The sequence below is a fragment of the Paenibacillus rubinfantis genome (assembly GCF_001486505.1).
Classification (GTDB): Bacteria; Bacillota; Bacilli; order Paenibacillales; family Paenibacillaceae; genus Fontibacillus; species Fontibacillus rubinfantis.
The window spans coordinates 161,387-186,779 of the sequence record NZ_LN909066.1; the positions used below are offsets into that span (position 1 = coordinate 161,387).

The 25,393-nt window shown below is 52.5% G+C and carries 24 protein-coding genes; 4 read left to right on the top strand and 20 right to left on the bottom strand.

The window, feature by feature from the left end:
* Positions 1-14: 14 nt before the first annotated feature.
* Positions 15-1,511, bottom strand: coding sequence for a DHA2 family efflux MFS transporter permease subunit (locus BN3277_RS18280; protein ID WP_059045201.1), 1,497 nt, complete (start codon positions 1,509-1,511; stop codon positions 15-17).
* A gap of 229 nt (positions 1,512-1,740) precedes the next feature.
* Here BN3277_RS18280 and BN3277_RS18285 point away from each other — a divergent pair, with 229 nt between their 5' ends.
* Positions 1,741-2,346, top strand: a complete 606-nt coding sequence (locus tag BN3277_RS18285; protein WP_059045202.1) for a TetR/AcrR family transcriptional regulator — start codon at positions 1,741-1,743, stop codon at positions 2,344-2,346.
* A gap of 154 nt (positions 2,347-2,500) precedes the next feature.
* On the opposite strand, the gene BN3277_RS18290 is transcribed toward BN3277_RS18285, so the two are convergent.
* The 7 genes from BN3277_RS18290 to BN3277_RS18320 form a co-directional block, all read right to left on the bottom strand.
* Entirely contained in the window at positions 2,501-3,955 is a 1,455-nt protein-coding gene (locus BN3277_RS18290; RefSeq protein ID WP_059045203.1) for a nicotinate phosphoribosyltransferase, read from the bottom strand.
* A gap of 7 nt (positions 3,956-3,962) precedes the next feature.
* A complete protein-coding gene (locus tag BN3277_RS18295; protein WP_059045204.1) occupies positions 3,963-4,511 on the bottom strand; it encodes a cysteine hydrolase family protein in 549 nt (182 codons plus the stop codon).
* Positions 4,512-4,575: 64 nt separating this feature from the next.
* Positions 4,576-5,349 carry an NUDIX domain-containing protein gene (locus tag BN3277_RS18300; RefSeq protein WP_059045205.1) on the bottom strand — a complete coding sequence of 258 codons (774 nt, stop codon included), beginning with the start codon at positions 5,347-5,349 and terminating at the stop codon, positions 4,576-4,578.
* Positions 5,350-5,446: 97 nt separating this feature from the next.
* Positions 5,447-5,839 (bottom strand): PaaI family thioesterase, encoded by a 393-nt coding sequence (locus BN3277_RS18305; RefSeq protein ID WP_059045206.1) that lies wholly within the window; start codon positions 5,837-5,839, stop codon positions 5,447-5,449.
* A gap of 129 nt (positions 5,840-5,968) precedes the next feature.
* Positions 5,969-6,421, bottom strand: a complete 453-nt coding sequence (locus BN3277_RS18310; RefSeq protein ID WP_059045207.1) for a YlbF/YmcA family competence regulator — start codon at positions 6,419-6,421, stop codon at positions 5,969-5,971.
* A gap of 19 nt (positions 6,422-6,440) precedes the next feature.
* Positions 6,441-7,991, bottom strand: coding sequence for a tRNA (N6-isopentenyl adenosine(37)-C2)-methylthiotransferase MiaB (gene miaB / locus BN3277_RS18315; RefSeq protein ID WP_059045208.1), 1,551 nt, complete (start codon positions 7,989-7,991; stop codon positions 6,441-6,443).
* 215 nt (positions 7,992-8,206) lie between these two features.
* Entirely contained in the window at positions 8,207-8,413 is a 207-nt protein-coding gene (locus BN3277_RS18320; RefSeq protein WP_059045209.1) for a DUF1657 domain-containing protein, read from the bottom strand.
* Between the two features lie 172 nt (positions 8,414-8,585).
* Between BN3277_RS18320 and BN3277_RS18325 the strand changes: the two genes are divergently transcribed.
* From BN3277_RS18325 to spoVAD, 3 genes are read left to right on the top strand one after another with little or no spacing between them, the layout of a single operon-like run.
* On the top strand, positions 8,586-9,446 hold the full coding sequence (locus BN3277_RS18325; protein ID WP_059045210.1) for a DUF421 domain-containing protein: 861 nt from the start codon (positions 8,586-8,588) through the stop codon (positions 9,444-9,446).
* A gap of 12 nt (positions 9,447-9,458) precedes the next feature.
* On the top strand, positions 9,459-9,947 hold the full coding sequence (gene spoVAC / locus BN3277_RS18330; protein WP_059045211.1) for a stage V sporulation protein AC: 489 nt from the start codon (positions 9,459-9,461) through the stop codon (positions 9,945-9,947).
* Between the two features lies 1 nt (position 9,948).
* The gene (spoVAD, locus tag BN3277_RS18335; RefSeq protein ID WP_059045212.1) at positions 9,949-10,953 is read left to right on the top strand and encodes a stage V sporulation protein AD; all 1,005 of its coding nucleotides are present in this window, start codon (positions 9,949-9,951) and stop codon (positions 10,951-10,953) included.
* Positions 10,954-11,036: 83 nt separating this feature from the next.
* On the opposite strand, the gene pduL is transcribed toward spoVAD, so the two are convergent.
* The 12 genes from pduL to rimO all read right to left on the bottom strand — a co-directional run bounded on the left by pduL (position 11,037) and on the right by rimO (position 25,391).
* On the bottom strand, positions 11,037-11,609 hold the full coding sequence (gene pduL, locus BN3277_RS18340) for a phosphate propanoyltransferase (RefSeq protein WP_059045213.1): 573 nt from the start codon (positions 11,607-11,609) through the stop codon (positions 11,037-11,039).
* A 120-nt stretch (positions 11,610-11,729) separates the two neighbouring features.
* Positions 11,730-12,596, bottom strand: a complete 867-nt coding sequence (locus BN3277_RS18345; protein ID WP_059045214.1) for a 2-oxoacid:ferredoxin oxidoreductase subunit beta — start codon at positions 12,594-12,596, stop codon at positions 11,730-11,732.
* Positions 12,583-14,358, bottom strand: coding sequence for a 2-oxoacid:acceptor oxidoreductase subunit alpha (locus BN3277_RS18350; protein ID WP_059045215.1), 1,776 nt, complete (start codon positions 14,356-14,358; stop codon positions 12,583-12,585). Before BN3277_RS18350 ends, BN3277_RS18345 begins: the two co-directional genes overlap by 14 nt.
* 226 nt (positions 14,359-14,584) lie before the next feature.
* Positions 14,585-15,538 carry a dipeptidase gene (locus BN3277_RS18355; protein ID WP_059045216.1) on the bottom strand — a complete coding sequence of 318 codons (954 nt, stop codon included), beginning with the start codon at positions 15,536-15,538 and terminating at the stop codon, positions 14,585-14,587.
* An 88-nt stretch (positions 15,539-15,626) separates the two neighbouring features.
* A complete protein-coding gene (locus tag BN3277_RS18360) occupies positions 15,627-15,887 on the bottom strand; it encodes a stage V sporulation protein S (RefSeq protein WP_006286829.1) in 261 nt (86 codons plus the stop codon).
* 165 nt (positions 15,888-16,052) lie between these two features.
* Entirely contained in the window at positions 16,053-16,847 is a 795-nt protein-coding gene (locus BN3277_RS18365) for a TIGR00282 family metallophosphoesterase (RefSeq protein WP_089153376.1), read from the bottom strand.
* Between the two features lie 102 nt (positions 16,848-16,949).
* Positions 16,950-18,491, bottom strand: coding sequence for a ribonuclease Y (rny, locus tag BN3277_RS18370; RefSeq protein WP_059045218.1), 1,542 nt, complete (start codon positions 18,489-18,491; stop codon positions 16,950-16,952).
* A 320-nt stretch (positions 18,492-18,811) separates the two neighbouring features.
* Positions 18,812-19,675, bottom strand: coding sequence for a regulatory protein RecX (locus BN3277_RS18375; protein ID WP_082691521.1), 864 nt, complete (start codon positions 19,673-19,675; stop codon positions 18,812-18,814).
* Positions 19,676-19,788: 113 nt separating this feature from the next.
* Positions 19,789-20,850 (bottom strand): recombinase RecA, encoded by a 1,062-nt coding sequence (gene recA, locus BN3277_RS18380; protein WP_059045220.1) that lies wholly within the window; start codon positions 20,848-20,850, stop codon positions 19,789-19,791.
* 1,331 nt (positions 20,851-22,181) lie between these two features.
* On the bottom strand, positions 22,182-23,432 hold the full coding sequence (locus BN3277_RS18385; RefSeq protein ID WP_059045221.1) for a competence/damage-inducible protein A: 1,251 nt from the start codon (positions 23,430-23,432) through the stop codon (positions 22,182-22,184).
* Between the two features lie 46 nt (positions 23,433-23,478).
* Positions 23,479-24,066: a CDP-diacylglycerol--glycerol-3-phosphate 3-phosphatidyltransferase gene (gene pgsA, locus BN3277_RS18390; RefSeq protein ID WP_059045223.1), complete on the bottom strand. Its 588-nt coding sequence runs from the start codon at positions 24,064-24,066 to the stop codon at positions 23,479-23,481.
* On the bottom strand, positions 24,063-25,391 hold the full coding sequence (rimO, locus tag BN3277_RS18395; RefSeq protein ID WP_059045226.1) for a 30S ribosomal protein S12 methylthiotransferase RimO: 1,329 nt from the start codon (positions 25,389-25,391) through the stop codon (positions 24,063-24,065). Before rimO ends, pgsA begins: the two co-directional genes overlap by 4 nt.
* Between the last annotated feature and the right edge of the window lie 2 nt (positions 25,392-25,393).

Here is a 25,393-nt window from a genome sequence, read left to right on the forward strand (position 1 = left end):
TATGGAGTTTGAACTTAATGACCTGCCATCAAGCTGGGATCGGCTTGCGCCCCTTCGGCGGATGGATCTTTGGCCGAATCGGGTTGTCTTTTGGGTTTGGACAACATTAACGTCAGTAGGAAGCCAACCCCCGCAATACATGCCGCCAGGAAATAAGTATCCCCAAATCCGGATGCAGCCGCTTCTAGCGGATTGCCGCCTTGAGCCATCTCCGCCATATGGCTGCTGATTTGGGAGGTCAGATAACCGGTTAAGCCGGCTACGGCGAAGGAAACGATAACCTGCTGCGCCGCCGTCATCAACGGTGTCACCCGGGCCACCAAGTGGCGCGGCGCAGAGTTCAGGATATGCGTGTTCAGCGGCATCATCGTCAGCCCCATCCCGCCGCCGAGCAAACCAAGCGGCACCAGCACCATGGCCAGCGGAGTCTCCGCCGTAATTCGCGACAACAAGAACAAAGCCGTGGAGACGACGCCTAGGCCAATAAAGGCTAACGGCCGTGCACCCACCCGGTCAAACAAGCGGCCGCTGATCGGCATGAAGAACGCCGACATGAGCGCTTGAGGCAACAAGTAAATCCCGGTTTCCAACGCATTGTAGCCTCGTACTTGCTGCAGGTATAACGGAGTCAGAATCATCGAGCCAAACAAAGCTGCCTGGGCGATCCATACCAGGATAATCCCCCGGGTGAAATGTGACGAACGGAACACCCGCAACTCAAGCAGCGGCTGCTTATGTCGGATTTCAACGAGAATGTACAGAAGTAAGGCGACGCCACCTACGCTCAGCCCTGTGATCGTTGTAGCTGAGGTCCAGCTGGTTCCCCCTTCGCTCACGCCGAAGGTTAACATGGCAAAAGCGATTGGGGCCAGGATCATCCCCAGCTTATCCAACTGCGGTGCCTCCCGTCGAGTAGACTTCGGCAAGAACCGCAGGCCAATCAGAAACGCTACAATCCCGATTGGCAGATTAATTAGAAAAATCCAGTGCCAGCTGACGTTCTCCACCAGCCAACCGGACAACACCGGACCTAGGGCAGGCGCCAACAGCATAGGTACACCTAGCGCTCCCATAACCGACCCGCGTTTCTCAGGCGGTGCCAGCTTAAACACCATCGCAAACCCGATCGGTGATACCATCCCGCCGCCCAGGCCTTGAATGATGCGAAAGACGATCAACTGCTCTGGCGTTTGCGCTATGGCACACAGCACCGAACCTATCGTAAACAACGCAATGGTCATTAAGAAAATACGTTTCTCCCCAAATTTATCGGTCATCCATCCGGCTAGCGGAATAACGGCGGATAAGGCCAGCGTGTATCCCGTGATCGTCCATTGCACGGTCTTTAAATCGGTTGCGAAGAAATCGACCAGCTTAGGCACGGCCACATTCACCACCGTGCTGTCCAAAATTACCATAATCATCCCAACGATCACGGCCATCAACGGCGCGATAATCGAGCGGATGGAAAATTCTTTGCTTTCGATCGAACTCTCCACAGTATTCGGCATCCTCTCACTCAGCTTTCTCTATAATTTAAACACTGTTTAAAACAATGTTTAACACAAATTTAAACGGATGCCCCCTTTTTGTCAAGACACTTGTCATCGGTTGCTTTTTTAAAATCTGGATCCCCTGCCTTCCACCTCGATACGCGTGATTCTTGACACCTTACGTGAAAGCGTATTATGTTAATTGTTATACTGGACAAAAGAGTAGCTGGCATAAAGGAGCGGGAATATGAGCAATTGCGCCGAAGGGCTGACAACCAAACAGAATATCATCCAGGCTACGTTAGAGCTCATTAAGACGGAAGGGGCCGATCAGGTCACCTTGCGCAAGATTACAGCTGCCGCGAATGTCAACCTAGCTCTGGTCAATTATTACTTTGGTTCCAAAGACAATTTGATCAACGAAGCGCTTAAAATGCTGCTAACTACGCTTCAGGCTAACTTTTCCGTCCTGGACGAGATCTCGCTCCCTCCCAAAGAGCGGTTAAAGACATTTATTCTACAATACGTGGATTCGGTGCTGCAATATCCCGGTTTACTGCATGAAGTCTTGGGCAAAGGTCGTATCACCTTTGAATCCCGGCAGGACTTCACCGGCTTTATGAAAACGACCGGTTTCAGCAAGATCAGCGGTACGCTGGAGGAGATTACAGGAGAGACCGATACGGAAATTCTTTATATCATGATGATGCAGATCAATGCCGCTGTATTGTTCCCGCTTGTCTTGGCGCGGCAAATCAAGCACTTGGAGAACCGTCCGGGGAAGGAAGCCGTCGAGCGGCAAATCGATATTCTGTTCGAGCACTATTTCGCGAAATACGAGTCATGTCGTTGACTTGTCGAATTGGGAACGCAGAGCCCGCCGATTTATAGCGCTTTTTGCGCTTTCCCGAGAAATAATTTCATTTCCACGCAAAATAAGATCGCTTTGCCGCCGATTGGCGGGAAGCGATCTTTTTGAGTTTTCAGAACGTTGCCCCGAGCAGACGCTACTCCTCCTGATGCCCCAGGTAGTCCTCAATCATCTTTTGCTTTAATTCCCAGGCTTCCTGGCTTAAGCTGATCCGGTAAAATTCCGGGTTTAGCTTACGAAGATACTCCGGCCAGAATAGATCCAGCTGCTCCCGGTGATACTGGCGAATTTGGTCCAGCGTTGGCAGCTCGTACACGAGCTGACCGTTCACGAAGATCGGCTGCAGCATGGACACAGCTTCATAGTTTTTGACCGACTTTTTGATGTAGGGATGCACCGGGTCAAACAATCGGAGGCTGCCGCCCGTCCGCGCTTGCTGCTCATGCGGAAAACAGATGTAGTCCGCAATCGCTTTGCCGCTGTCTTTGCTAACGATGCGCAGCACGTCTTTTTTGCCGGGCGTGGTAACCTTCTCCGGGTTGCCGGAGATTTTGATCGTCGGCTCCATCCGCCCGTCCTTTTCCCGTTCGACCAGTTTATAAACGCCCCCGAGGGCCGGTTGGTCCGCCGCCGTAATCAACTGGGTCCCCACGCCCCATATATCGATTTTCGCCCCTTGCGCCTTCAGGTTAAAAATCGTATTTTCGTCCAGATCGTTTGAAGCGACGATTTTGACGTAAGGCAACCCGGCCTCATCCAGCATTTTACGGGCCTGGATCGATAGGTAGGCCAAATCGCCGCTATCCAGACGGATGCTGGCAAGCCGCTTGCCGGCAGCCTCCAACATTTTGCCGGTCCGGATGGCATGCGGCACTCCGCTCTTCAGCGTATCAAACGTATCCACCAACAGCGAAACCTGATCCGGCAGCGCCTTGGCATATAGTTCAAAAGCTTCCTGCTCCGTATCAAAAATCTGCACCCACGAGTGCGCATGTGTCCCTCGGGTCGGAATGCCGAAATTCTCACCGGCCAGCAGGTTGGACGTTGCATCAAAGCCGGCTACATAGGCGGCACGGGCCCCCCAAATGGCAGCATCGGCTTCCTGCGCCCGCCGGGTGCCGAACTCGAGCAGCACGTCGTTCTCGGCAACCCGTTTGACGCGCGACGCCTTGGTGGCGATCAAGGTTTGGAAATTCATAAAGTTCAACAGCGCCGTCTCAACCAGCTGCGTCTCCATGATCGTGCCCTCAACGCGGATCAACGGCTCGTTTGGGAAGCATAGCGCACCTTCCGCCATCGACAGCAAGGTACCCTGAAATTTGAAGCCGCGCAGCAAGTCGAGAAATTCCGGTTTGTAGTTCTCTTCCTGTTTCGCCAAATACGCTAAATCCTCTTCCGTAAACCGGAGCTGCTGAATATAATCCACGATCCGCTCCAAGCCGGCAAATACCGCATACCCATTGCCGAAAGGCAGCTTGCGGAAGTAGGCTTCGAATACCGTCCTCCGCAGATGCGTTCCATTCACCCAATGCGCATAGATCATATTGATCTGATATTTATCGGTATGCAGTGCTAAACCCGTGGTTGGCATCACCTGTTCATCCTCTCTGGCTGTTCGTTACGATTGCTCCCAAACTGCTGCGAAAATGGCCTAGCGCCCAAGTATGCCCTTCCGGGTTGAAGCTGGCTACCGCATCTTCATAGACCGTAATCGCGAATCCTTTATTGTAGGCATCCACCGCCGTATGCAACACGCAAATGTCCGTGCACACGCCGATGAGATGCACCTCCGTAATTCCCCGCTCCCGCAGCTTAAGCTCCAGGTTGGTGCCGCAAAAGGCGCTGTACCTTGTTTTATCCATCCAGTAGATCCGGTCCTGATTTTGCTTATACACTTCAGTCAACCGGCCGTACAAAGCGCGCCCTTCCGTATCCCGCAGATTATGGGGCGGGAACAGCTTCGTTTCCGGATGCCATTGATCTTCCCTGTCGTGCAAATCCACGGCCATCACGACAAAATCGCCTTGTGCCGCAAAAGATTCCGTTAACCGGCATACGACCGGTTCGATATCGATCGCCGGCTGGCCAACCGGAAGGTTGCCGTCCACAAAATCCTTCGTATAATCGATGACGATCAGAGCTTTCATGATCTCCCTCTCCTTCTGTGCAATCCGTTTCGCCGTCAGCCGTTAAATTATGTAGGTCAAACAGTTACGTATAGATGGACAGCTGCGGCGTGAAATCGGTAAACCGGTACAGCTGAGCCGGTCGTTGCGAGTACTGGTTAGATAACATCGGTTTGCCGGTCTCGTCGTGCACTTCCTCCAGTATCCCCTGGCGGCTGCGCGTCGATGTAATTTTACGGATAAAATTCAGCTCGGCGAAATCCGGAACAACCGTTTGAATCACTTGATACAATTCGCCTAGGGTAAAATGCGGCGGCAAAAACTGCTTGGCGATCGTCGTATGCAGCATTTGCTGCTGAATGCGTTTGTAGGCATCCTGCAGAATTTCGCGGTGATCAAACGCCAGTTGCAAATCCTCCAACGCTTCGCGTACGGTAAAGAGGCCGACCTCCTGCGCATCATCCGCCGACTGCCGCTTCTCCAGCACCCATTCCTCCACCAGCGCGAAGAACGCATGGGAGATAATCCAGCCTCGCGGGTCCCGGCCCGGTTTGCTGTACACGCCCAGGTATTCCAGATGAGAGCCGTCGACGCCGGTTTCTTCCTTCAGTTCGCGGCGGGCCGTCTCATACAGGGATTCGTCCTCCTGCGAAAAACCGCCCGGCAACGCCCAGGCTCCAGCAAACGGCCAGCTCCGCCGGCGGATCAGCATGACCTTCAGATCAAAGCGCGGCAGCGACTTGGTCGATGCCTTTCGTTCCTGCCTCGTCAGCGTAAACATGACGATATCGGCCGGGATTCCGTCCGGCGTACGATATTTTTTAACCTCATTAACTACCTGCTTTTGTTCTTCGTTCATCACGTATCACCACATCGTCTAGGATAACACCGGCCTGAATGGAGAAGTCCGGCATTTACGAATTTATGCGATATTCACTGCCGGCGGTTCCTGCCGTTTACTTCGGCAAGCGGAACGTTGCCGTCGAGATGCAGGCAAGCGTCCCTTCTTCGTTGCGGACCTCGGATCGAAGCGTCATCGTTCGATGGGTCTCATGCAGCGGAAAAGCCGACACTACCAGTTCTCCCGTCCGCATCGGACTAAGGAAATTGACGTTTAAATGGGTCGTCACCCCAAGCTTGCCTTTTATCGTCGCCACCAACGTTCCCATCGCTTGATCCATCATGGACGACAGTACGCCGCCATGGACGATCCCCATGGAGTTCAGATGGGAGGCCCCGGCCGTAAGACCAAGTTCCACAAGGGTTTTATCCGCCGAGATTAGACGCAGCCCCAAGAATCCCCAGAACGATTGCTCATCGCGACGCAGTACTTCTTCGCTCCAATCCACGTGTTGTCCCCCTATCGTTGCTTCTCTCTATAATAAATAATATTCCGAACAAACGGTGCTTCTATCAACGGCCTCACACGATAAGATGAAAAAAAGCGGAGGGGTTGCCTCCGCACCGTCTGCTTCACTTTACTCTCCGTAACCGGATGAAACGGCCGGTTCGCTGCCCGACTCGACATTCACTTTGCTGGCTACCGTATCGCGAATGACGGAGACAACGAGCTGAAGCAAATAATTGATATCGCTTTGGCTCTGCTGAAACTCCGTTACGATCGGAATGCCGTCGAGTTCGTCCTGCAGCTCTTCGATTTCACGCTCGATCTTCTGAACCATCGCCTGGTTCTGGAATGATTCGAACGCAACGATCTCCTTCTGCTTCTTCTTAATCGCGCTGATCAGCGTCTGGATGCGTTCATGCTGCTGAATCAGCTTCTCCGCCTTCTGAAATTGCTGTACTTCCTCACTCGTGCCGATCAGATCGGCCAGTTCCTTCGCCTTGCTCATGATATCCTCGCGAATCACCAGATCCCGAGAATCGAATTTTGGAATTCCGCAATCGGTTTGATCTTTATGTTGTTCCACCGTCGATACCCCCCTACATTTACGCCAATTTGGCGGTTTGCTCCACGAGATTGCCTTTGATATACCAAGTCATCGGATCGGTGATCTCGACCTGAACAAACGTTCCAATCAGATCCGATCCCCCCTCGAAATGGACGAGCTTATTACTGCGAGTGCGTCCAGACAACACGTTGGCGTTGTTCTTGCTCTCCCCTTCGACCAGCACCTCAACGATCTGTCCGCGCAGTTCCTCATTGCTGCTGCGGCTGAATTCGTTAATGGTATCGTTCAGACGAGCAAGTCGCGCTTTCTTCTCTTCCAGCGGAACGTTGTCTTCCATCACCGCAGCCGGCGTGCCCTCCCTAGGGGAATAGACGAAGGTATAAGCCGAATCGTAACCTACCTCGCGTACGAGGGATAACGTCTCTTCGAACTGTTCCTCGGTTTCGCCCGGGAATCCGACAATAATGTCTGTCGTCAGGACGGCGTTTGGAATGTTCGCTTTGATTTTGCGGACCAGTTCCAAATAATGCTCGCGAGAATATTTCCGGCTCATCTTCTTCAACACTTCACTGCTGCCCGATTGAACCGGGAGATGAATATGCTCCACCAGATTGCCGCCCTTAGCCAAGACCTCGATCAGCGCATCGTCGAAATCACGTGGATGCGAGGTGGTAAACCGGACCCGCGGAATATCGATTTGACGGATATCGTCCATTAAATTCGCGAAGGTATAGTTCATATCGGTAAAATCTTTGCCGTAGGCATTGACATTTTGCCCGAGCAGCGTCACCTCTTTGTACCCTTGGCGCGCCAGCTCCCGCACTTCGGCGATGACGTCCTCCGGACGGCGACTGCGCTCCTTGCCGCGGGTAAACGGCACAATGCAATACGTACAGAACTTGTCGCATCCATACATGATGTTGACCCAAGCCCGCATGCCTTCGCGTTTCTTCGGAAGGTTCTCGATGATATCGCCTTCCTTGGACCAAACCTCAACCACCATTTCTTTGCTGAACAACGCTTCCTGAATCAAATAAGGTAAACGATGGATGTTGTGTGTCCCAAAGATCATATCCACAAATCCATGCTTCTGCAGGATTCGCTTGACGACCCCTTCCTCCTGCGACATACAGCCGCAGACGCCCAGCAGCAGATCCGGCTTCTCCGTCTTCAAGCCTTTGAGATGCCCCAGCTCGCCAAACACTTTATCCTCAGCATTCTCCCGAATGGCGCAGGTGTTCAGTAAAATAATATCAGCCACCTTACGGTCCTCGGTAGAACGATAGCCCATCTGCTCCAGCAAACCTTTGATCGTTTCGGTGTCATGCTCGTTCATTTGGCAGCCAAACGTATAAACGATATAATGCTTGCCGGCTCCGATCCCCCTCAGCTCATCGGGAACGGCGTTCTCGTACAGCACCTGTACGTCCTCTTTCCCGCGCTGCTTCTCCATGCGGTGATTCGGCTCTGACAAGATTTGAATGTCCCGGCCACGGATTCGGATTTTCTTGCCGCGCTCATCCTCCGAAATGACCCGGGCGTCCGAGAAGTCAAAATACTTGGCGTAATCCTTCGTTTCCTTAGCCATGTTGCCCGTTCACTCCTTTACCGATCTATCTTCGTTCCTTATGGGCATCCTTAGAATTGGTAAAAATGCATTACACTAAATTATAACATGGCCGGGCTTCGATATCCAGATAAACGCCTGCGTACCGCCGTGGGAAAAGGTATGGCAATACGAACGTTTGATGGAAACACAAAAAGACCCGTTCCCATAAACGGGTCCGGGTCCGAGGATTCATTTTAAAATCCCTTGTATTGGGGTTCTTCGCTTTCCAGCTGCGATACGCGGCTTTCCACTTGCGTCACAATCTGCTGGGTTTGCTCGGCACATTGCGTAAACAGGTCTTTCGCTTGTTGGTTTTGCGTGCTTAGCGCAAATTGCTCCAGGTTCGCTTGCGCGCTTTTTAAAGAAGCCAAGGTTGTTTTGACTTGAGCTGCTACGGTCATTCTTTCACCACCTTTAGTTTTGCATGATGCTGTGAACAAAGCATAATTTCACCTCCGCAAAACCGATTCATACACTCCTTCTCGCTACCACATATTGTCTTAGTAAATTCACGCATCTCCGCGCATAATTGGGTTATCTCGCCTTGGATAGTTTACGAAAGGAGTATTCCCCATGCCGATGTGGTTGGAAGTCATCGTCCGAACGCTGGTGGCCGTCGTCGTGTTGTTCATCCTCACCCGGCTGCTCGGAAAAAGGCAAATCTCCCAGCTTTCCTTCTTCGAATATATCACCGGGATTACGATCGGGAGCATTACCGCCTATATATCCCTGGATATCAACACGGACTGGTATCTGGGTCTGATTGCCGTCACCGTCTGGTTTCTCGTCTCACTGGGCATCGAATACCTGCAGCTCAAAAGCAAGAAAGCCCGAGATTGGATCGACAGCAGCAGCACCGTGCTGATTAAGGACGGTAAGATTCTGGAGGATAATCTGAAGAAAGAAAAGCTGACCAACGAGGAGCTCATGGAGCAACTGCGGAAGAAAAGCATTTTCAAAGTGGCGGAAGTCGAGTTTGCGGTTATGGAGCCCGATGGCCAAATCAACGCGATGCTGAAAAACGAATATCAGCCGCTTACGCCTTCTCAGTTGGGAATCAAGGTGGCTCCCGAGCCGGAGCCGGAAACGGTCATTATCGACGGAAAAATTATGGACGAGCCGCTCGCTACGCTGGGACTTAACCGAAAATGGCTGAATACCGAACTGGAGAAGCTGGGTGTTTCGTTGGATAACGTCAATTTGGGACAGGTTGATGCGTATGGACAGTTTTATGTCGATTTGTACGACGATCAAATCACCGTTCCTCAGCCTCAAGAAAAAGCCGTTCTGCTGGCCCAGTTAAAGAAGTGCGAAGCCGATCTGGAGATGTTTGCCCTCTCGACGGAGGAGGAAGCTGCGAAGAAGCTCTACGGCGATTGCTCAGCGAACCTGCAGATGGTCATAGACCAAGTTAAGCCGTTATTAATCCAATAGGAGGATGGGAGCATGGCCAAGAAAAAAAATAAGCAGTTGACCCCGACGCAGCAGCAATATCAACGGCTGGCGAATGCTCATGAGCCAAAGCGTCCGGTGGCCGTCAATTGCCTGCGGGCCTTTTGGGTCGGCGGACTGATTTGCCTGCTTGGAGAATGCATCCGACAGGCCTTTATCCATTTTGCGGACATGAGCGAAAAAGAGGCCGCCAATCCGATGGTCGCCATCCTCGTGATTATTTCTGTGCTGCTCACGAGCTTTGGCGTCTATGACAAAATTGCACAATGGGCCGGAGCGGGCACAGCCGTACCCGTCACCGGATTTGCCAACTCGATGGCCTCAACGGCGATCGAGCACCGTCCGGAAGGCCTGGTGCTGGGCGTCGGCGCCGGGATGTTCCAGTTAGCCGGCTCCGTGATCGTATTCGGGACGGTGGCTGCTTTTATCATCGGGATCATCTATGCCGTATTTGTCCCGGGATATGCTGGAGGAGGGCATTAATATGCTGAAAGGACATCAGAGCTGGGTATTTGAAAACAAGCCGAAAATTATCAGCACTGCCACCGTCGTTGGACCTTTTGAAGGCCAGGGTCCGCTCGCCGAGGATTTTGATATTATCCATGCGGACCTCTATATGGGGCAAGACAGCTGGGAAAAAGCCGAAAAGACGCTGCTGGAGGAATCGGCGCAGCTCGCGATCAAACATGCCGGATTAACCAAGGAACAAATCCAGTTTTACTTCGGCGGCGATCTGATGAACCAGATCATCAGCAACAGCTTTGCCGCACGGACGCTAAGCATTCCGTACATCGGCATGTTTGGCGCCTGCTCAACCTCAATGGAGACACTGGCGATGGCCGCATATGTCGTGAACTCCGGCGGTGCCAAACACGTTGTAGCCGGTACGTGCAGCCACAACGGCAGCGTCGAGAAGCAGTTCCGCTACCCAACGGAATACGGATCGCAGAAGCCGCCAAGCGCGCAGTTCACCGTCACCGGATCCGGATCGGCCGTATTGTCCCCTGAAGGGGACGGTCCATCGGTCACTTCAGCTACGATCGGCAAGGTGATCGATATGGGCATCACCGACCCGTTTAATATGGGGGCAGCGATGGCGCCGGCGGCCGTCGATACGATCCAGGCCCATTTTCGCGACTTGCAAATCGAGCCATCCCACTACGATCTGATCGTGACCGGGGACTTGTCCAAAGTGGGATATGCCATCGCCAACGACCTGTTCGTTCGCCACAACTTCCCGATCAAGCAGACGACCTATCAGGATTGCGGCATGATGATCTACGATTACGAGACGCAGCAGGTCCAAGCCGGTGCCAGCGGCTGCGCCTGCTCCGCGGTTGTTACCTACGGCCATCTGCTTAATCGAATGAAACGCGGCGAGCTGAAGCGAATCCTCGTCGTCGCTACCGGGGCGTTGCTCTCCCCGCTCTCTTACCAGCAAGGAGAGAGTATTCCTTGCATCGCTCATGCGGTATCCATCGAAGCGTAAGCCGCTTCACGTCAAAAAGGGCTTGACCCGGCTGAGGATCGCCGCAGGTCAAACCCTTTATTCATAATCGCTGTTGTTACGGATTATTCTACGATTTCGGCCGTATCGCCAGTCTTGGCACCGGCAGCATTCGCTTCATCCGTGTCGATGTGCATATCTAACGCAAAGTTGTCGGATACGCGTGCGATCACGTTCTCCAGCACCAAACCGCGTTCTCCGCCCAAGCGAACCTTCAACAGTTGCTTGTCTTTAATGCCCCATTTCTCCGCATCGGAAGTATGGAAGTGGATATGGCGGGCAGCTACGATAACGCCTTGTTCCAACTCGATCTCCCCGGCAGGACCTTTCACCTTGATGCCTGGCGTGCCGTCAATGTTGCCCGATTCGCGAACCGGCGCTTTAACGCCAATTGCAAAGGAATCCGTGCGGGAAATTTCCAATTGGGAAGCCGGACGGGCTGGGCCCAAAATGCGGACTTTGTCGAATTGGCCTTTCGATCCAATGACAGCCACCTGTTCATTCGCGGCAAATTGCCCCGGTTGCGACAGCGGCTTAAATTCCGTCAATTGATAGCCTTGTCCAAACAAAATTTCAATATGCTCCTGCGTCAAATGGATATGACGCGCGGATACGCCGACAGGTACAGTTTTGCTCATGTCTACAAACACTCCTCGTATATTCTCTATATCGATGACGATTCACATCGTTACTCATTATACACCTAATAACAAAAAAAAGGAAAAGACGTCCACCGGAAATGGACGCCTTTAACCTCATTATTTAAATTCTGCTACAAGATTGTCAAACTCGTTTTCGGAGAGGGCCAACGGTTGATACGCCAGCGGCTCCTTCTTAAAGCCGTGTACGAGATCCTCGTAGCTCTTCTTCTCTTTGTTCTGATAGATCAATCCGGTGATCATGCTGTTCGTCTCCATCAGTTTCGCCATGGCCATCGCACGGTTGCTTGGATCATAATCCGGGACGGTTTCCAGATTGATGATGTTCTCTTTGAACCAATCATACGTATTCACCTTATTGAAGGTAACGCAAGGGCTGAATACGTTAATCAAGGAGAAGCCTTCGTGCTGGATCCCTTGTTCGATCAGAGACGTCAGCTGCTTCAAATCGCTGGAGAACGACTGGGCCACGAAGGTGGCACCGGACGCCAAGGCGATTTCGAGCGGCGACAGGGTCGATTCCACCGAACCTTCCGGCGTGCTCTTCGTCTTGAAGCCTTCGCCGCTGCGCGGGGAGGTTTGCCCTTTGGTCAACCCGTAGATCTGGTTGTCCATGACGATGTAGGTGACGTTGATGTTCCGGCGAATCGCGTGCACCGTATGGCCCATCCCGATCGCAAATCCATCACCGTCGCCGCCGGATGCGATCACTGTCAGATCGCGGTTGGCCAACTTCACACCTTGAGCGATCGGAAGCGCACGGCCGTGAATCCCGTGCAAGCCGTAGGCGTTGATATAACCAGAGATCCGGCCGGAGCAGCCGATCCCGGAAATAACGGCGAGTTGCTCCGGTTCGAGACCCACATTCGCCGCGGCGCGTTGGATGGCGGCTTGAATGGAGAAATCGCCGCAGCCCGGACACCAGTTAGGTTTAACGTTGTTACGGAACTCTTTAAACGTTGCCATTTTTCACCAACTCCTCCTGCGCTTTATTCCCGGCTGCCTTCTTGCACTCTTCATAGACTTCCGATGGAAGGAACGGATTACCGTTATATTTCAGCACATTCACGATTTTGTCGTGATAGCCGACATTTTGTTTAATCAAATTCGCCAATTGGCCGGTGGCGTTGTTCTCCAGAACAACCACTTTCTTCGCTTTCGCGATTTGCGGCAGCACTTGCTCCGTTGGGAACGGATGCATCAGCCGCACGGTCATGTGGTTGGTTTTTAACCCGTCCACGGTCAGGTGTTCGCGAGCTTGATCAATCGTTCCGCCCGTTGACCCCATGCCGATGATCAGCAGATCCGGTTCAGCATGCGGAGCTTGCAGGCGAATCGGGTTGGTTACTTCCAGCTGAGCCAGCTTGCGCAGACGCTTATCCATCATTTTGTTCCGGTTCACCGGACTTTCCGAAGGACGGCCGGACTCGTCATGCTCTACGCCGGTTACATGGTGAATACCGTTCTTCTCACCTGGCAGCACCCGTGGGGAGATGCCGTTCTCCGTAAAGGCATAGCGGTTAAACATACTCGAATCGTCGCGGTCCGGAATATCCTTCACGAGATAGCCGCGATCAATCGATACTTTGCTATAATCCAGCATTTCGCATGATTGCTTCCCAAGGGATAATTGCAGATCCGTCGCTACGATCACGGGCACTTGATATTTCTCGGCCAAATTAAACGCCTCCACCGTATCATAGAAACATTCTTCGATGGAACTTGGCGCAATCACGATTTTCGGGATTTCCCCGTGTGTACCATAGATCAGCGCATTGATGTCGCTTTGCTCCTGCTTGGTCGGCAACCCAGTGCTTGGACCGCCGCGCTGTGTATCGATGATGACAACCGGCGTTTCGGTCATGCCGGCCAGGCCAATCGCTTCCATCATCAGCGACAATCCAGGTCCAGCCGAGGCGGTCATCGTACGAACCCCCGCATAACTCGAACCGATCGCCATCGTAATCGCCGCGATTTCATCTTCCGTTTGAACAACCGTACCGCCAAATTTCGGTAATTTCTTAATTAAATATTCCATAATTTCAGAAGCAGGTGTAATCGGGTATGCACTCATAATCCGGCAACCTGCGGCTACGGCACCTAGGCCGATCGCATCGTTACCGATCATGAAGAGCTTTTCCTTGCCGTCAGCCGGCTCCAGCTTGAATTCGTCCAATGGACCTCCGGCGAGCTCAAGCACATAATCCGCGCCGCGTTTTACCGCTTCGATATTTTTCTCGACAATCGCTGGTCCTTTACGACCGAATTCTTCTTCCACCGCTTTATTGAACACTTCAAGCGGAAGACCGAGCAGCGCCCAGGATGCACCGGAAGCCACCATGTTCTTCATCAGCGAAGTTCCAAGCTCTTCAGCGATGCTGGTAATCGGCACCGGGAACAGACGAGCATCCACGCCCTCCGGCACCGTAGGGTTAAACTTGGCATCCGCCACGATTACCCCGCCGCTGCGCAGCTCCTGCGCATTCAAGTCGATACTTTCTTGGTCAAAAGCGACTAAAATGTCCAAGTCGTCGGAAATCGCGCGAATCGGCTTGGTACTGATCCGGATTTTGTTATTCGTATGACCGCCTTTGATACGGGAGGAGAAATGCCGATACCCGTACAAATAATATCCCAGCCGGTTCAAAGCCGTCGAAAAAATCCGGTCCGTACTTTCAACGCCCTCGCCCTGCTGTCCACCGATCTTCCAAGACAATTGACTAATCAAGATCGCCCACCCCTTTAATCGTATCGCAATGGAAAAAATAGAATATCAATGCAGTTTGAATGTTAACGTGCAAGAGGTCACATTCCGGCCTGTTGTTTGTGAACATTCTGTTTCAGAGTCATGTCAATTTTATGTCTCAACCTGGTAAAAAGCAAGCGTTTTCTAGCCTTTTTTCATATAGTAGTTTTCGATCAATTCGTTCTCACAATTGGATGAATTAAAGCGCTTACTTGTGAGAGGGCAACCAAGCGCGCAGGAATGCGGCTGCGTTGTCGTACAACCATCCGCGGACGAGCTCCTCCGGGTAATATTTCAACAGCGTTTCCTGCCAATTCGTGTAATGTCCCGAATGCTTAAAGTCGGTCAGATGGGTTTCAATCCCGTCGAAATCAGACCCAAACATCAGGTTGGCTGCTCCCCCCAGCGAGCAAATCCGCTCAATATGCGGTAAGAGATCCCGGCTGGACCCACTTTTGCCTGCTTTGACGAACCACGGCACAAAGGTCACCCCAATTCTCCCACCGAGCTTGATGATCGCTTGAATCTGATCGTCGCGAAGGTTCCGTGCATGCGGGCAAACGTGATAGGCGTTGGAATGCGAAGCGATAAACGGCTTCCCGGCAACCTCCGCGAGTTCTTGCAATTCCCAGAATCCCTTGACCGACAAATGCGAGACATCCAAAATGATGCCGAGCTCATGGCATAATTGGACCAACTCTACCCCCGCGGGGGTAAACCCGCCGTTTCGCGGCTCCATGATCCCATCGGCGGCCCAGTTGGCATAGTTCCAGGTTAATCCGAGAAATCGGACGCCTTTCTCATAACATACGCGGACATAATGCAAGTTGCCTTCCAGCCCGTCCGCCCCTTCAAGAGACAACAGCCCCCCGATCGCCTCTCCTTGCTCCAGAGTATTCAAGTCCTCGACGGACTGCACAGGGAGCACGCCTAGCGGGAGAACCCGTTCCCGAAACAACTCGATTTGCCCCAAGATATGTTCCATTTTGGGGGGACCCAGACGTTCGGATAGAAATATCGCAAAGGTTTGCAGCTTCACCCCACCGTCCTCCAAACGGCGCAGATTCACGTCCAATCGGCGATCCCGGGCAAAGTCCAGCTTCGGATCCAGCAGCATTTTGCTTAAGGCGTCACAATGAAAATCGATGATCGGCATCTTCATGACCTTTCCTCCTCTTCCTAATCATTTGCCGAAAAAACAAAAAAGCCTGTCTACGGGAGCGTAAACAGGCGTCATTTCTATCGAAATTTTATCTCGGCTCTACGATCAGTTTAATTGCGGTTCGATCCTCGCCATCGATCACGATGTCGGTAAAGGCTGGAATGCAAATCAAGTCCACGCCGCTTGGCGCGACGAATCCCCGGGCGATCGCAACGGCTTTGATGGCTTGGTTAAGAGCACCCGCCCCAATGGCCTGTAGTTCAGCAGCGCCACGTTCTCTGAGGACGCCAGCCAACGCACCGGCAACGGAGTTGGGGTTGGATTTTGCTGAAACCTTTAATACTTCCATGGTTAGTACCTCCCTGGGAATATTCGTTGGATTCCACTACTTAGAAGATATTCGTGAGAATTCGGGATATTCCTTCTTTTTCCCGGAGGAGAAGTTTCGGGAGGCCTTGATCCTACGGACTTCCGGGCGTTTTACCCTATTTTGGCGAAATCGCTTTCCGCCTCTTTAGTCCATCAGCCATTCGTCCTCGAGCAAGCGAATTTTTTGAATTTTCTGCGCTTTGCCTGTAGATTCATCCACATCCACGATCACCGCGTGAAAATGCCATTTCCCTTCGCAGACTTGAAACCGCACGGGAAGCTGGGTCGTGAACTTGCGCAACACCGCCGTACGCTCCATGCCCAGAATCCCTTCGCGGGAGCCCACCATACCGGCATCGGTCAAGTACGCCGTTCCCTGCGGCAGGATCGTATCATCGTTGCTTTGTACGTGGGTATGCGTCCCAACCACAAGCGATGCGCGGCCGTCCAGGTGCCAGCCCATGGCGATTTTTTCGGAAGTTGCTTCAGCATGGAAGTCCACCAGGATGCATTTGTGCTTCTTTGACAACTGTCCGATGATTTCATCCGCCGCCCGGAAGGGATCATCAATCGCCGGCAGGAAAGTGCGACCCATCAAATTCACCACGGCCAGCTCCTTGCCGCCTGCTTTGATCACCGTAACCCCCCGCCCCGGCGTTCCCGGCGGATAATTGGCCGGTCGCACCATCCGCGGCTCATCATCGATGAAGTCGAAGATCTCTTTGTTATCCCATGTATGGTTGCCCATCGTTAGGCCATGAATGCCTTGATCAAAAAACTCTTTGGCAATGTTGGCGTTAATCCCCCGGCCCGCCGCAGCGTTCTCCCCATTAGCGATGATGATATGCGGGTTATATTTTGATTTCAAATGGGGCAGCGTTGCTTTCAGCGCCTTGCGCCCCGTATTTCCGACGATATCTCCGATAAACAGAACTTTAATGCGGATCCCTCCTCTGACTAATCACCTCAAGCCCGCTTGAGACTTGGGGTCGTCCAGGCAATGAAAAAGCGGCCCGCGAGGGGCCACTTCTCAGCATAACCTTTACTTGGCGTATTCAACCGCCCGCGTCTCGCGGATGACGGTCACTTTGATATGACCCGGATAATCCAGTTCACTTTCAATCGTCTTGGTAATGTCACGCGCCAAGCGGAATGCTTCTGCGTCGTCGATTTTGTCCGGCTGTACCATCACGCGCACCTCGCGGCCCGCCTGAATGGCAAACGATTTCTCGACGCCTTCAAACGACTCGGAAATTTCCTCGAGCTTCTCCAACCGACGAATGTAGGTTTCGAGCGTTTCCCGACGCGCGCCCGGTCTTGCCGCCGACAATGCATCGGCCGCGCCAACCAGCATGGCAATGACAGAGGTGGCTTCGCAATCGCCGTGGTGAGAGGCAATGCTGTTGATAACCACCGGATGTTCCTTGTACTTCTTCGCCAACTCCACGCCGATTTCGACATGAGACCCTTCCACTTCATGATCAAGCGCTTTACCGATATCGTGCAGCAAGCCTGCCCGTTTGGCAAGAGCGATGTCTTCGCCTAGCTCTCCAGCCATCAATCCAGCCAGATAAGCGACTTCCATCGAGTGCTTCAGAACGTTTTGACCGTAGCTTGTCCGGAACTTGAGACGTCCCAAAATTTTGATCAAATCCGGATGCAGTGCATGTACGCCCACTTCGAACGTAGCCTGCTCGCCGTATTCGCGGATGCGTTCGTCCACTTCCCTGCGGGATTTCTCGACCATTTCTTCGATCCGAGCCGGATGAATCCGTCCGTCCGCCACCAATTTCTCCAAGGCAGTCCGGGCGATTTCGCGGCGAATCGGGTCAAAGCCCGACAGAATCACCGCTTCCGGCGTATCGTCGATAATAAGATCGATCCCAGTCAAGGTTTCGAGCGCTCGGATATTCCGGCCTTCGCGGCCGATAATCCGTCCTTTCATCTCTTCGTTCGGCAGCGTTACGACGGAAACCGTCGTTTCCGCCACATGATCGGCAGCGCAACGTTGAATTGCCAGCGTAATAATCTCGCGGGATTTCTTATCCGCTTCTTCCTTCGCTTGCTGTTCAATGTCTTTAATCATCTGCGCGGTTTCATGGCGAACTTCCTGCTCCACGTTATTCAAAATGATCGAACGGGCATCTTCCATCGTGAGGTTGGAAATCCGCTCCAGTTCTTGAACTTGGCTCTTGTAGATTAAGTCGATTTGCTGCTGCGTTTCTTCGATCCGTTTCTCTTTGCTGACCACTTGCTCTTCTTTACGTTCAAGCGATTCTAATTTTTTATCCAGCGACTCTTCTTTTTGCAACAATCGTCTTTCTTGTCGTTGTATTTCATTCCGACGTTCACGAATGTCTTTATCAGCTTCGGTTCTAAGCTTATGGACTTCGTCCTTGGCTTCCAGAACCGTTTCCTTTTTCAGTGCTTCCGCATCCTTCTTGGCATTCTCCAAGATTTGGCTGGCTGCGTGCTCTGCACTGGAAATTTTAGCTTCGGCAAGAGACTTGCGAATAAAATACCCGATCACGAACCCAAAGAATAAAGCGGCTGCAACGAGAATGATCCAGACATACTCAGGCATCTGTTCACCTCCCCGTTGTTTCCTCCAAGGCATTCCTTGGGATGTTTGCAGTTGTAGTAACTTTTCGTTTCTAGGTTCATCATTCATACAAAAAATTCATGACTTGCCCATTCAGTTCAGCAGTTCATGCTGCAATGCATGACCCTTCCGCGTTCAGAAGCGGAGGCACTTTGCCTTCATGATTGGAGAACATAAACCCTATCCTCAGACCCATAATTTTGGAAGGAAAAAAAGGGCCATTCAAGATATGGATTCATGTTCATTTTATTATTTGACAAAAGATATTGTCAAGCAAATGACAGGAGTTCCCTCCCGTCCTCTTATTCTTCGTCCCAATCGTCCATTCCATGCATTTGCTCCCGGTTACCAAGTTCCCGCATGACCCGGGACACAACGCTGCCGCTAAACCCTCGGCGTTGCAGGAATGCTCCGGTTTTGCGTTTTCGGTCCAGCGGTTCCCCCGTAGTTCCCCGCCATTTCTTCAACCCTAGCTGGAGGGCGCTCTCAAACTCATCATCCTCACTAACTTCGCCAAGCGCCTCCTCGATATACGACTTGGACACGCCTTTCTGGCGCAGTTCATGCTTGACCCACAGCTTACCCTTCCCGCGCAGCTTCACACGTTGAGAGGCCCATTCCTGGGCGTAGGCGGCGTCATCCACATACCCCTCCGACTGCAAACGGGCAAGAACGTCCTGGATCGTCTCCTCGCCCCAGCCTTTTTCTCCCAAACGCTGTGCGATTTCATAAGTCGTTCGCGGCTTCAAGCTTAAATATTTCAACGCGTCGGCATAACTCTGCTGGCGCTCGTCTGCCGCTACAATTTCCTCCAAATCTATCTTCGTGAATACCGCACCTTTGATCATGCGGTACTTGATCATCACGTCCTCATGTATCTCCAGTGAATACGTGCCAAAAGAAATCCGATAACGATACTTCGGTCGCTTCAGCATCATTACGGACGTAATCGCCAGCTCAGTATCCTCGGGAAAGGCGTCCAAGCCGGAGGGTTCCTCCGTTTGGGACGCTTCCGTCCCCTCCGGATCCCGGCTGACCTTTCGCGGCACCGGCTCCCAAAACGACTCGTCGGAAATATCAACAATCTCGTCCTCGCTGCGCTTGCCGGAGGTAGATCCGGTTCCTCTCCGCGCATCCTTCCCCCGCGATGTTCCCCAACTGCTCACATCCTGTCCCTCCGCTTCTGCCTAATCTCGGCGCATTCCCCGATACTGCAAAAGCGCCCTGCCCCGGCGGTTTGCCGGCGGTCAGAGCGCTTGATAGTTACGGCTTAATGAACTTATTCTTCTCCGAACAGCGCTTGTTCTTCCTCCAGCTCCGCTTCCAGATCGCTGGCGGAAGCCGGAGCTACCGATGTGGTCAGATTGCTGGCTTCGCGGATTCTCTGCTCGATCGTATTCGAGATCTCCGGATGCTCCTTCAAGAATTGCTTCGCGTTCTCCCGGCCTTGACCAAGGCGTTCGCCGGAATACGAATACCAGGCACCGCTCTTATCCACGATGTCCAGCTCCGTCCCGATGTCGATAATGCTGCCTTCTTTGGAAATGCCTTCACCGTACATAATGTCGATTTCAGCTTGTTTGAAAGGAGGCGCAACCTTGTTCTTGACAACCTTGATCCGCGTCCGGTTCCCCACCATGTCGTTGCCCATCTTAATGGTCTCGATGCGGCGTACGTCCAAACGAACCGTCGAATAGAATTTCAGCGCGCGTCCACCTGGCGTCGTCTCCGGGTTACCGAACATCACGCCAACTTTCTCACGCAGCTGGTTGATGAAGATCGCAATCGTCTTCGACTTGCTGATGGCCCCGGACAGCTTCCGCAGCGCTTGGGACATCAGGCGGGCCTGCAAACCAACATGGGAGTCCCCCATTTCGCCTTCGATCTCCGCTTTAGGCACCAGTGCCGCAACGGAGTCGATAACGATGATATCGACCGCGCCGCTGCGAACGAGCGCTTCCGCGATCTCCAACGCTTGTTCTCCTGTATCCGGCTGGGACAACAGGAGTTCGTCGATGTTTACGCCCAGCTTGCTGGCGTAAGACGGGTCCAGCGCATGCTCGGCGTCGATGAAGGCAGCTTGTCCGCCGATTTTCTGTACTTCGGCGATTGCGTGCAGCGCTACCGTCGTTTTACCGGAGGATTCCGGTCCGTACACTTCGATGATCCGTCCGCGAGGAAGGCCCCCCGTACCAAGGGCGATATCCAGTGCGATCGATCCGCTTGGAACGATCTCCACCTGCATATGCGTTGATTCTCCCAGCTTCATGATCGAACCTTTACCGAATTGCTTTTCTATTTGGCGAAGCGCCATCTCCAGCGCTGCTTTACGATCTGACAATCAGCTCACATCCTTAAATTAGATATAATCATTAGGTACTTAAATTGCATAATTTCATAATTATTCATGGCCATTTGTTACTTCTCACGTATATCATTGTACCTTGTTTTGGTATGTTTGCCAAGCGTTTTTTCGAACATACATTCGTAAATTTTCGAGACCCTTCCAAACCAAGACTCAACCCTCCCAAACCTTCCTTTACCGTAAGGGAGGGCCCCCAAGGCCCGCTGCCCTTGGGATCTCTAGTTGGACGAACGTTGCTGCGACTAAGGCGCTCCTAGACGCTCTCCCCTGCGGGGATTCGCTCACTTTGGAGTATGGAACGCTTTTCGGTGCTGGCGCGCTTTCTCCACCTCCAAACGCCGTTTCCTTCGGAAATGCGCTCACCGACGGGCTACCTTATTGTGATATGTATGAAATTTCATATATATTTCGTCGAAAATGGCTAGAATCGCGGAATATATTCGATTTTTCATATAGATTTGCTGATATAGTCACTCCAGAGCACAAATGTATTCGATTTTTCATACATATCAAGCAAATTTGTTCTCACTGAGCACCATTATATATGATTTTTCGAATAGATTCATGTCCCACCATTCTCGCGCATACCACACCGAGCCAAACGATTGCCACCTACTTGCTACTTCCAGATTTACTTGCTTGTTTACTTACCTGGTTCTTATTTAGTTACTTACTTGCTTCTATGATACTTACCCGGTTCTTATTTAGTTACTTGCATAGTTACTTTTCACGTTCTACTTAGTTGCTTTCCCGGTTTGACTTGATTACTTGATTACTTGATTACTTGATTACTTTGTTTCTTGGTTTCTTGATTACTTGGTTTCTTGGTTTCTTGGTTTCTTGGCTACTTTTTATTGACTGCTTACTTATTGGCTTATTGGCTTACTGGCTAACTTAGGCACTTGATTACTCACTTACTTACTCACTTACTCACTCACTCACTTACTCACTCACTCACTCACTTACTCACTTACTCACTTACTTACTTACTTACTTACTTACTTACTTACTGACCTACTTACCTACTTACCTACTTACCTACTTACCTTTCCCCCTCCTCATCCCTCCCCGCAGTTACTCAACTACACATACAACAAAAAAAAGAACCGCAGCACAACTGAAACAGTTTGCTACGGTTCTTCCGTGCCTTGATTATATGTCATTATCTTCCAAAGTGCAAGGGCCTGCGAATGGACATTCCTAGCGTATTGCTGAAGAGTATCCCAAGAGCATCCCCTCACTTCTGATTGAAAGGGATAAAGGCTAAAAGGAGCCTCTGAGACACTAGACTACCACTGGACCTGCCACTACTCCTGCAACGCTCTCCACAACCGGTACAACAGCGCCTTCGCCGCGCGCAGACGGATCATCTCGCGGTTGCCCTTGAGGTTCAGCTCAAAGACGGTGGTGTCCGCTCCGCGGCGCGAGATCGCGATATACACGAGGCCCACGGGTTTTCGCTCAGAATGCGCGGGACCTGCCACCCCGGTGATGGATAGGCCGAAGTCGGTGCCCACGGTCAGGCGCACTTGCTCCGCCAGGACCTTGGCCGTTTCCGCGCTGACCGCGCCGGGGGCGCCCTCGCCTTCCAGCAGGTCATGCGGCACGTTCAACAGCTTCTCCTTCATCTCATTGGAGTAACACACGATCCCGCCGGCGAACACAGCCGAGCTGCCGGGCAGCGCGGTGAACATCTCCATGAGCAGCCCGCCGGTGCAGCTTTCAGCCGCGCTCAGCGTCAGACCGCGTGCAACCATCATATCAAGAATTGTCTTCTCGATAGGCTCATCCACGTTGGCGTACAAATGCTCCGGCAGCCGCGAGGCAATCTCGCCTTCCATCGCATCCAGCCTCACCGCCGCATCCTGCTCACTAGCCGCCTTGGTGGAAACACGAATCGTGACCTCGCCTTCCTTCGCATAGGGCGCCACGGTAGGATCGCTTTGAGCCTGAATCAGGTCAAGCAGCTTTGTTTCCAACGCTGATTCGCCAATCCCGGCAAATTTCAGCATCCGCGAATAGATCGGCATCTCGCCGGTCAACACATGCTCCAGAATCCAAGGCTTCGCTTGTTGTTCAAACATCGGCTTCATTTCCTTCGGCGGCCCCGGTAGTACGATATAAAACTTGCCGTCCACAGCCAGCGCATTACCCACGGCCAGGCCGTTATCATTCGGAAGCGGGGTGCCCCCTTCAATCGCCAGCGCCTGGCGGCGGTTATTCTCCGTCATCGGGACCCCGCGCCCTTGAAAGAAGCGCTCCACGTTCGCCAACGCTTCCGGATCGATAAATAAGGTTCGTCCCAACACGTCAGCCAACGCTTCCTTGGTTAGATCGTCCTGTGTCGGACCAATCCCGCCGGTAAAGATCAGCACGTCTGCGCGCCCCGACGCCGTCCTCACCGCTTCGGCCAATCGATTCATATTATCGCCAACCACGGTTTGAAAATAGACGTCGATCCCCAGCGCAGCAAGCTCCTGAGATAAGTATTGCGCATTCGTGTTCACGATTTGACCGAGCAGCAGCTCCGTACCCACCGCGATAATTTCCGCTTTCATTTTCGCATGCCTCCTTCACATTTCCGGCCGACCAACCCACATCAGTTTATGCTTTGGAAAAAGAAAGCACGCTCTTATTTTTCACGAAATAATCGATGCCTGAATACAGCGTGATGACGGCCGCCAGCCACATCGCTACATCGTCAAACGGGAACGACAGCCATTCGAACGGAAAATTGTTCAGCAGCAGCGCCGAAATCGCGATGATCTGCGTAATTGTCTTCGCCTTGCCCCATTTGCTGGCCGCGATCACGGAGCCCTCCAAGAGCGCAACCTCACGCAAACCGGTCACAGCGAACTCGCGGGCGATGATGATAACCGCGATCCAGGCATCGCATTTGCCCAAGGACACAAGGCCGATCAGCACCGTTCCGACAAGCAGCTTATCCGCGAGCGGATCCAGCAGCTTGCCTAAATTCGTGACCAGGTTATATTTACGTGCGATGTAGCCGTCGATTCCATCCGTGCTAGCCGCGACGATAAACAACACGGCAGCGATCAGCTGATTGATCGGCAGCGAGTATTCGGCGAGCGTAAGCTCATAGGACAGCCACCCGGCATCCACCAGCAAGAAGACCAGCATCACCGGAATCATAAAAATACGGGTTAATGTGATACGGTTGGGCAAATTCACAGGATAGCCTCCCCGGATAAATCATAGTCAAATGCATGCGTAATCCGCACTTTGGTCAGTTCCCCGAGCCCTACGGGGCAATTCGTGACGAAAACCTCGCCGTCGATTTCCGGAGCGTCGAACTGAGAGCGGCCCACGTAAACGTCGCTGCGGCCGTCATAACGTTCGATCAGCACGTCCAGCTCTTGGCCGATGTACTTGCCGCTGTTCGCGTTGGCAACCTCCCGTTGAATCTCCATCAGCGTATTGGCCCGCCATTCCTTCACATCCTCATCTACCTGATCCGGTAAGCGCGAAGCAGGGGTATCCTCTTCCTTGGAATAGGTAAATACCCCAAGGCGGTCAAATTTCAGCTCGCGCACAAACTCGCATAACCGTTCAAAGTCCTCCTCGGTTTCCCCTGGGAACCCCACGATCAAGGAAGTGCGCAGCGAAACATTAGGAATCCGGGCGCGGATCTTAGCCACCAGTTCTCGAATATCGCGATTCCGTCCGGGACGGCGCATACGCTTCAGGATCGAGTCCTCGCTATGCTGAAGCGGCATATCCACGTATTTGCAAATTTTCGGATTCGTCGCCATCATGTCGATCAGCTCGTCCGTAAAAAATCCGGGATACGCGTAATGCAGACGCACCCATTCAATGCCTTCCACCTGAGTCACCCGGTCCATCAGCTCCGCCAGCTTAAACTCGCCGTACAAATCGGTACCATAATTGGTGGAATCCTGAGCAATCAAGCTGATTTCCTTGACCCCCTGGGCGGCCATGCTCCGCACTTCGTCCAGGATCGATTCCATCGAGCGGCTGCGGAACTTCCCGCGCATGATCGGAATGCTGCAGAACGTACAATTGTTATCGCAGCCTTCGGCGATCTTCACATAAGTCGTGTATCGGGCCGTAGTCAGCTTGCGCGGCAGCGCCTGCTCATAATTAAAGACAGGGTTGCCAACCAACGCCGGCTTCTTGCCCTTGAGCGCTTCATCGACGATACGGTTGATATGGTGAAAATCCCCCGTCCCAACGATCCCGTCGATTTCCGGCATTTCCTCCATCAAAGTCTGCTTATATCGCTGCGTCAAACACCCGGATACGATCAGCGCCTTCAGCCGGCCGCTTTCCTTTAGATCGGCGAGCTCCAGGATCGTATTCACCGACTCCTCCTTCGCCGCATCGATAAAGCCGCAGGTGTTGACGATAATAACGGTCGCGTCCTCGCGATGATCCACCAAGGAATAGCCGCGCTGATCAATTAAACCCGACATAATTTCCGAGTCAACCAAATTTTTCTCGCAGCCGAGCGTCACGATTTTTACCTTTTCAGTCATGA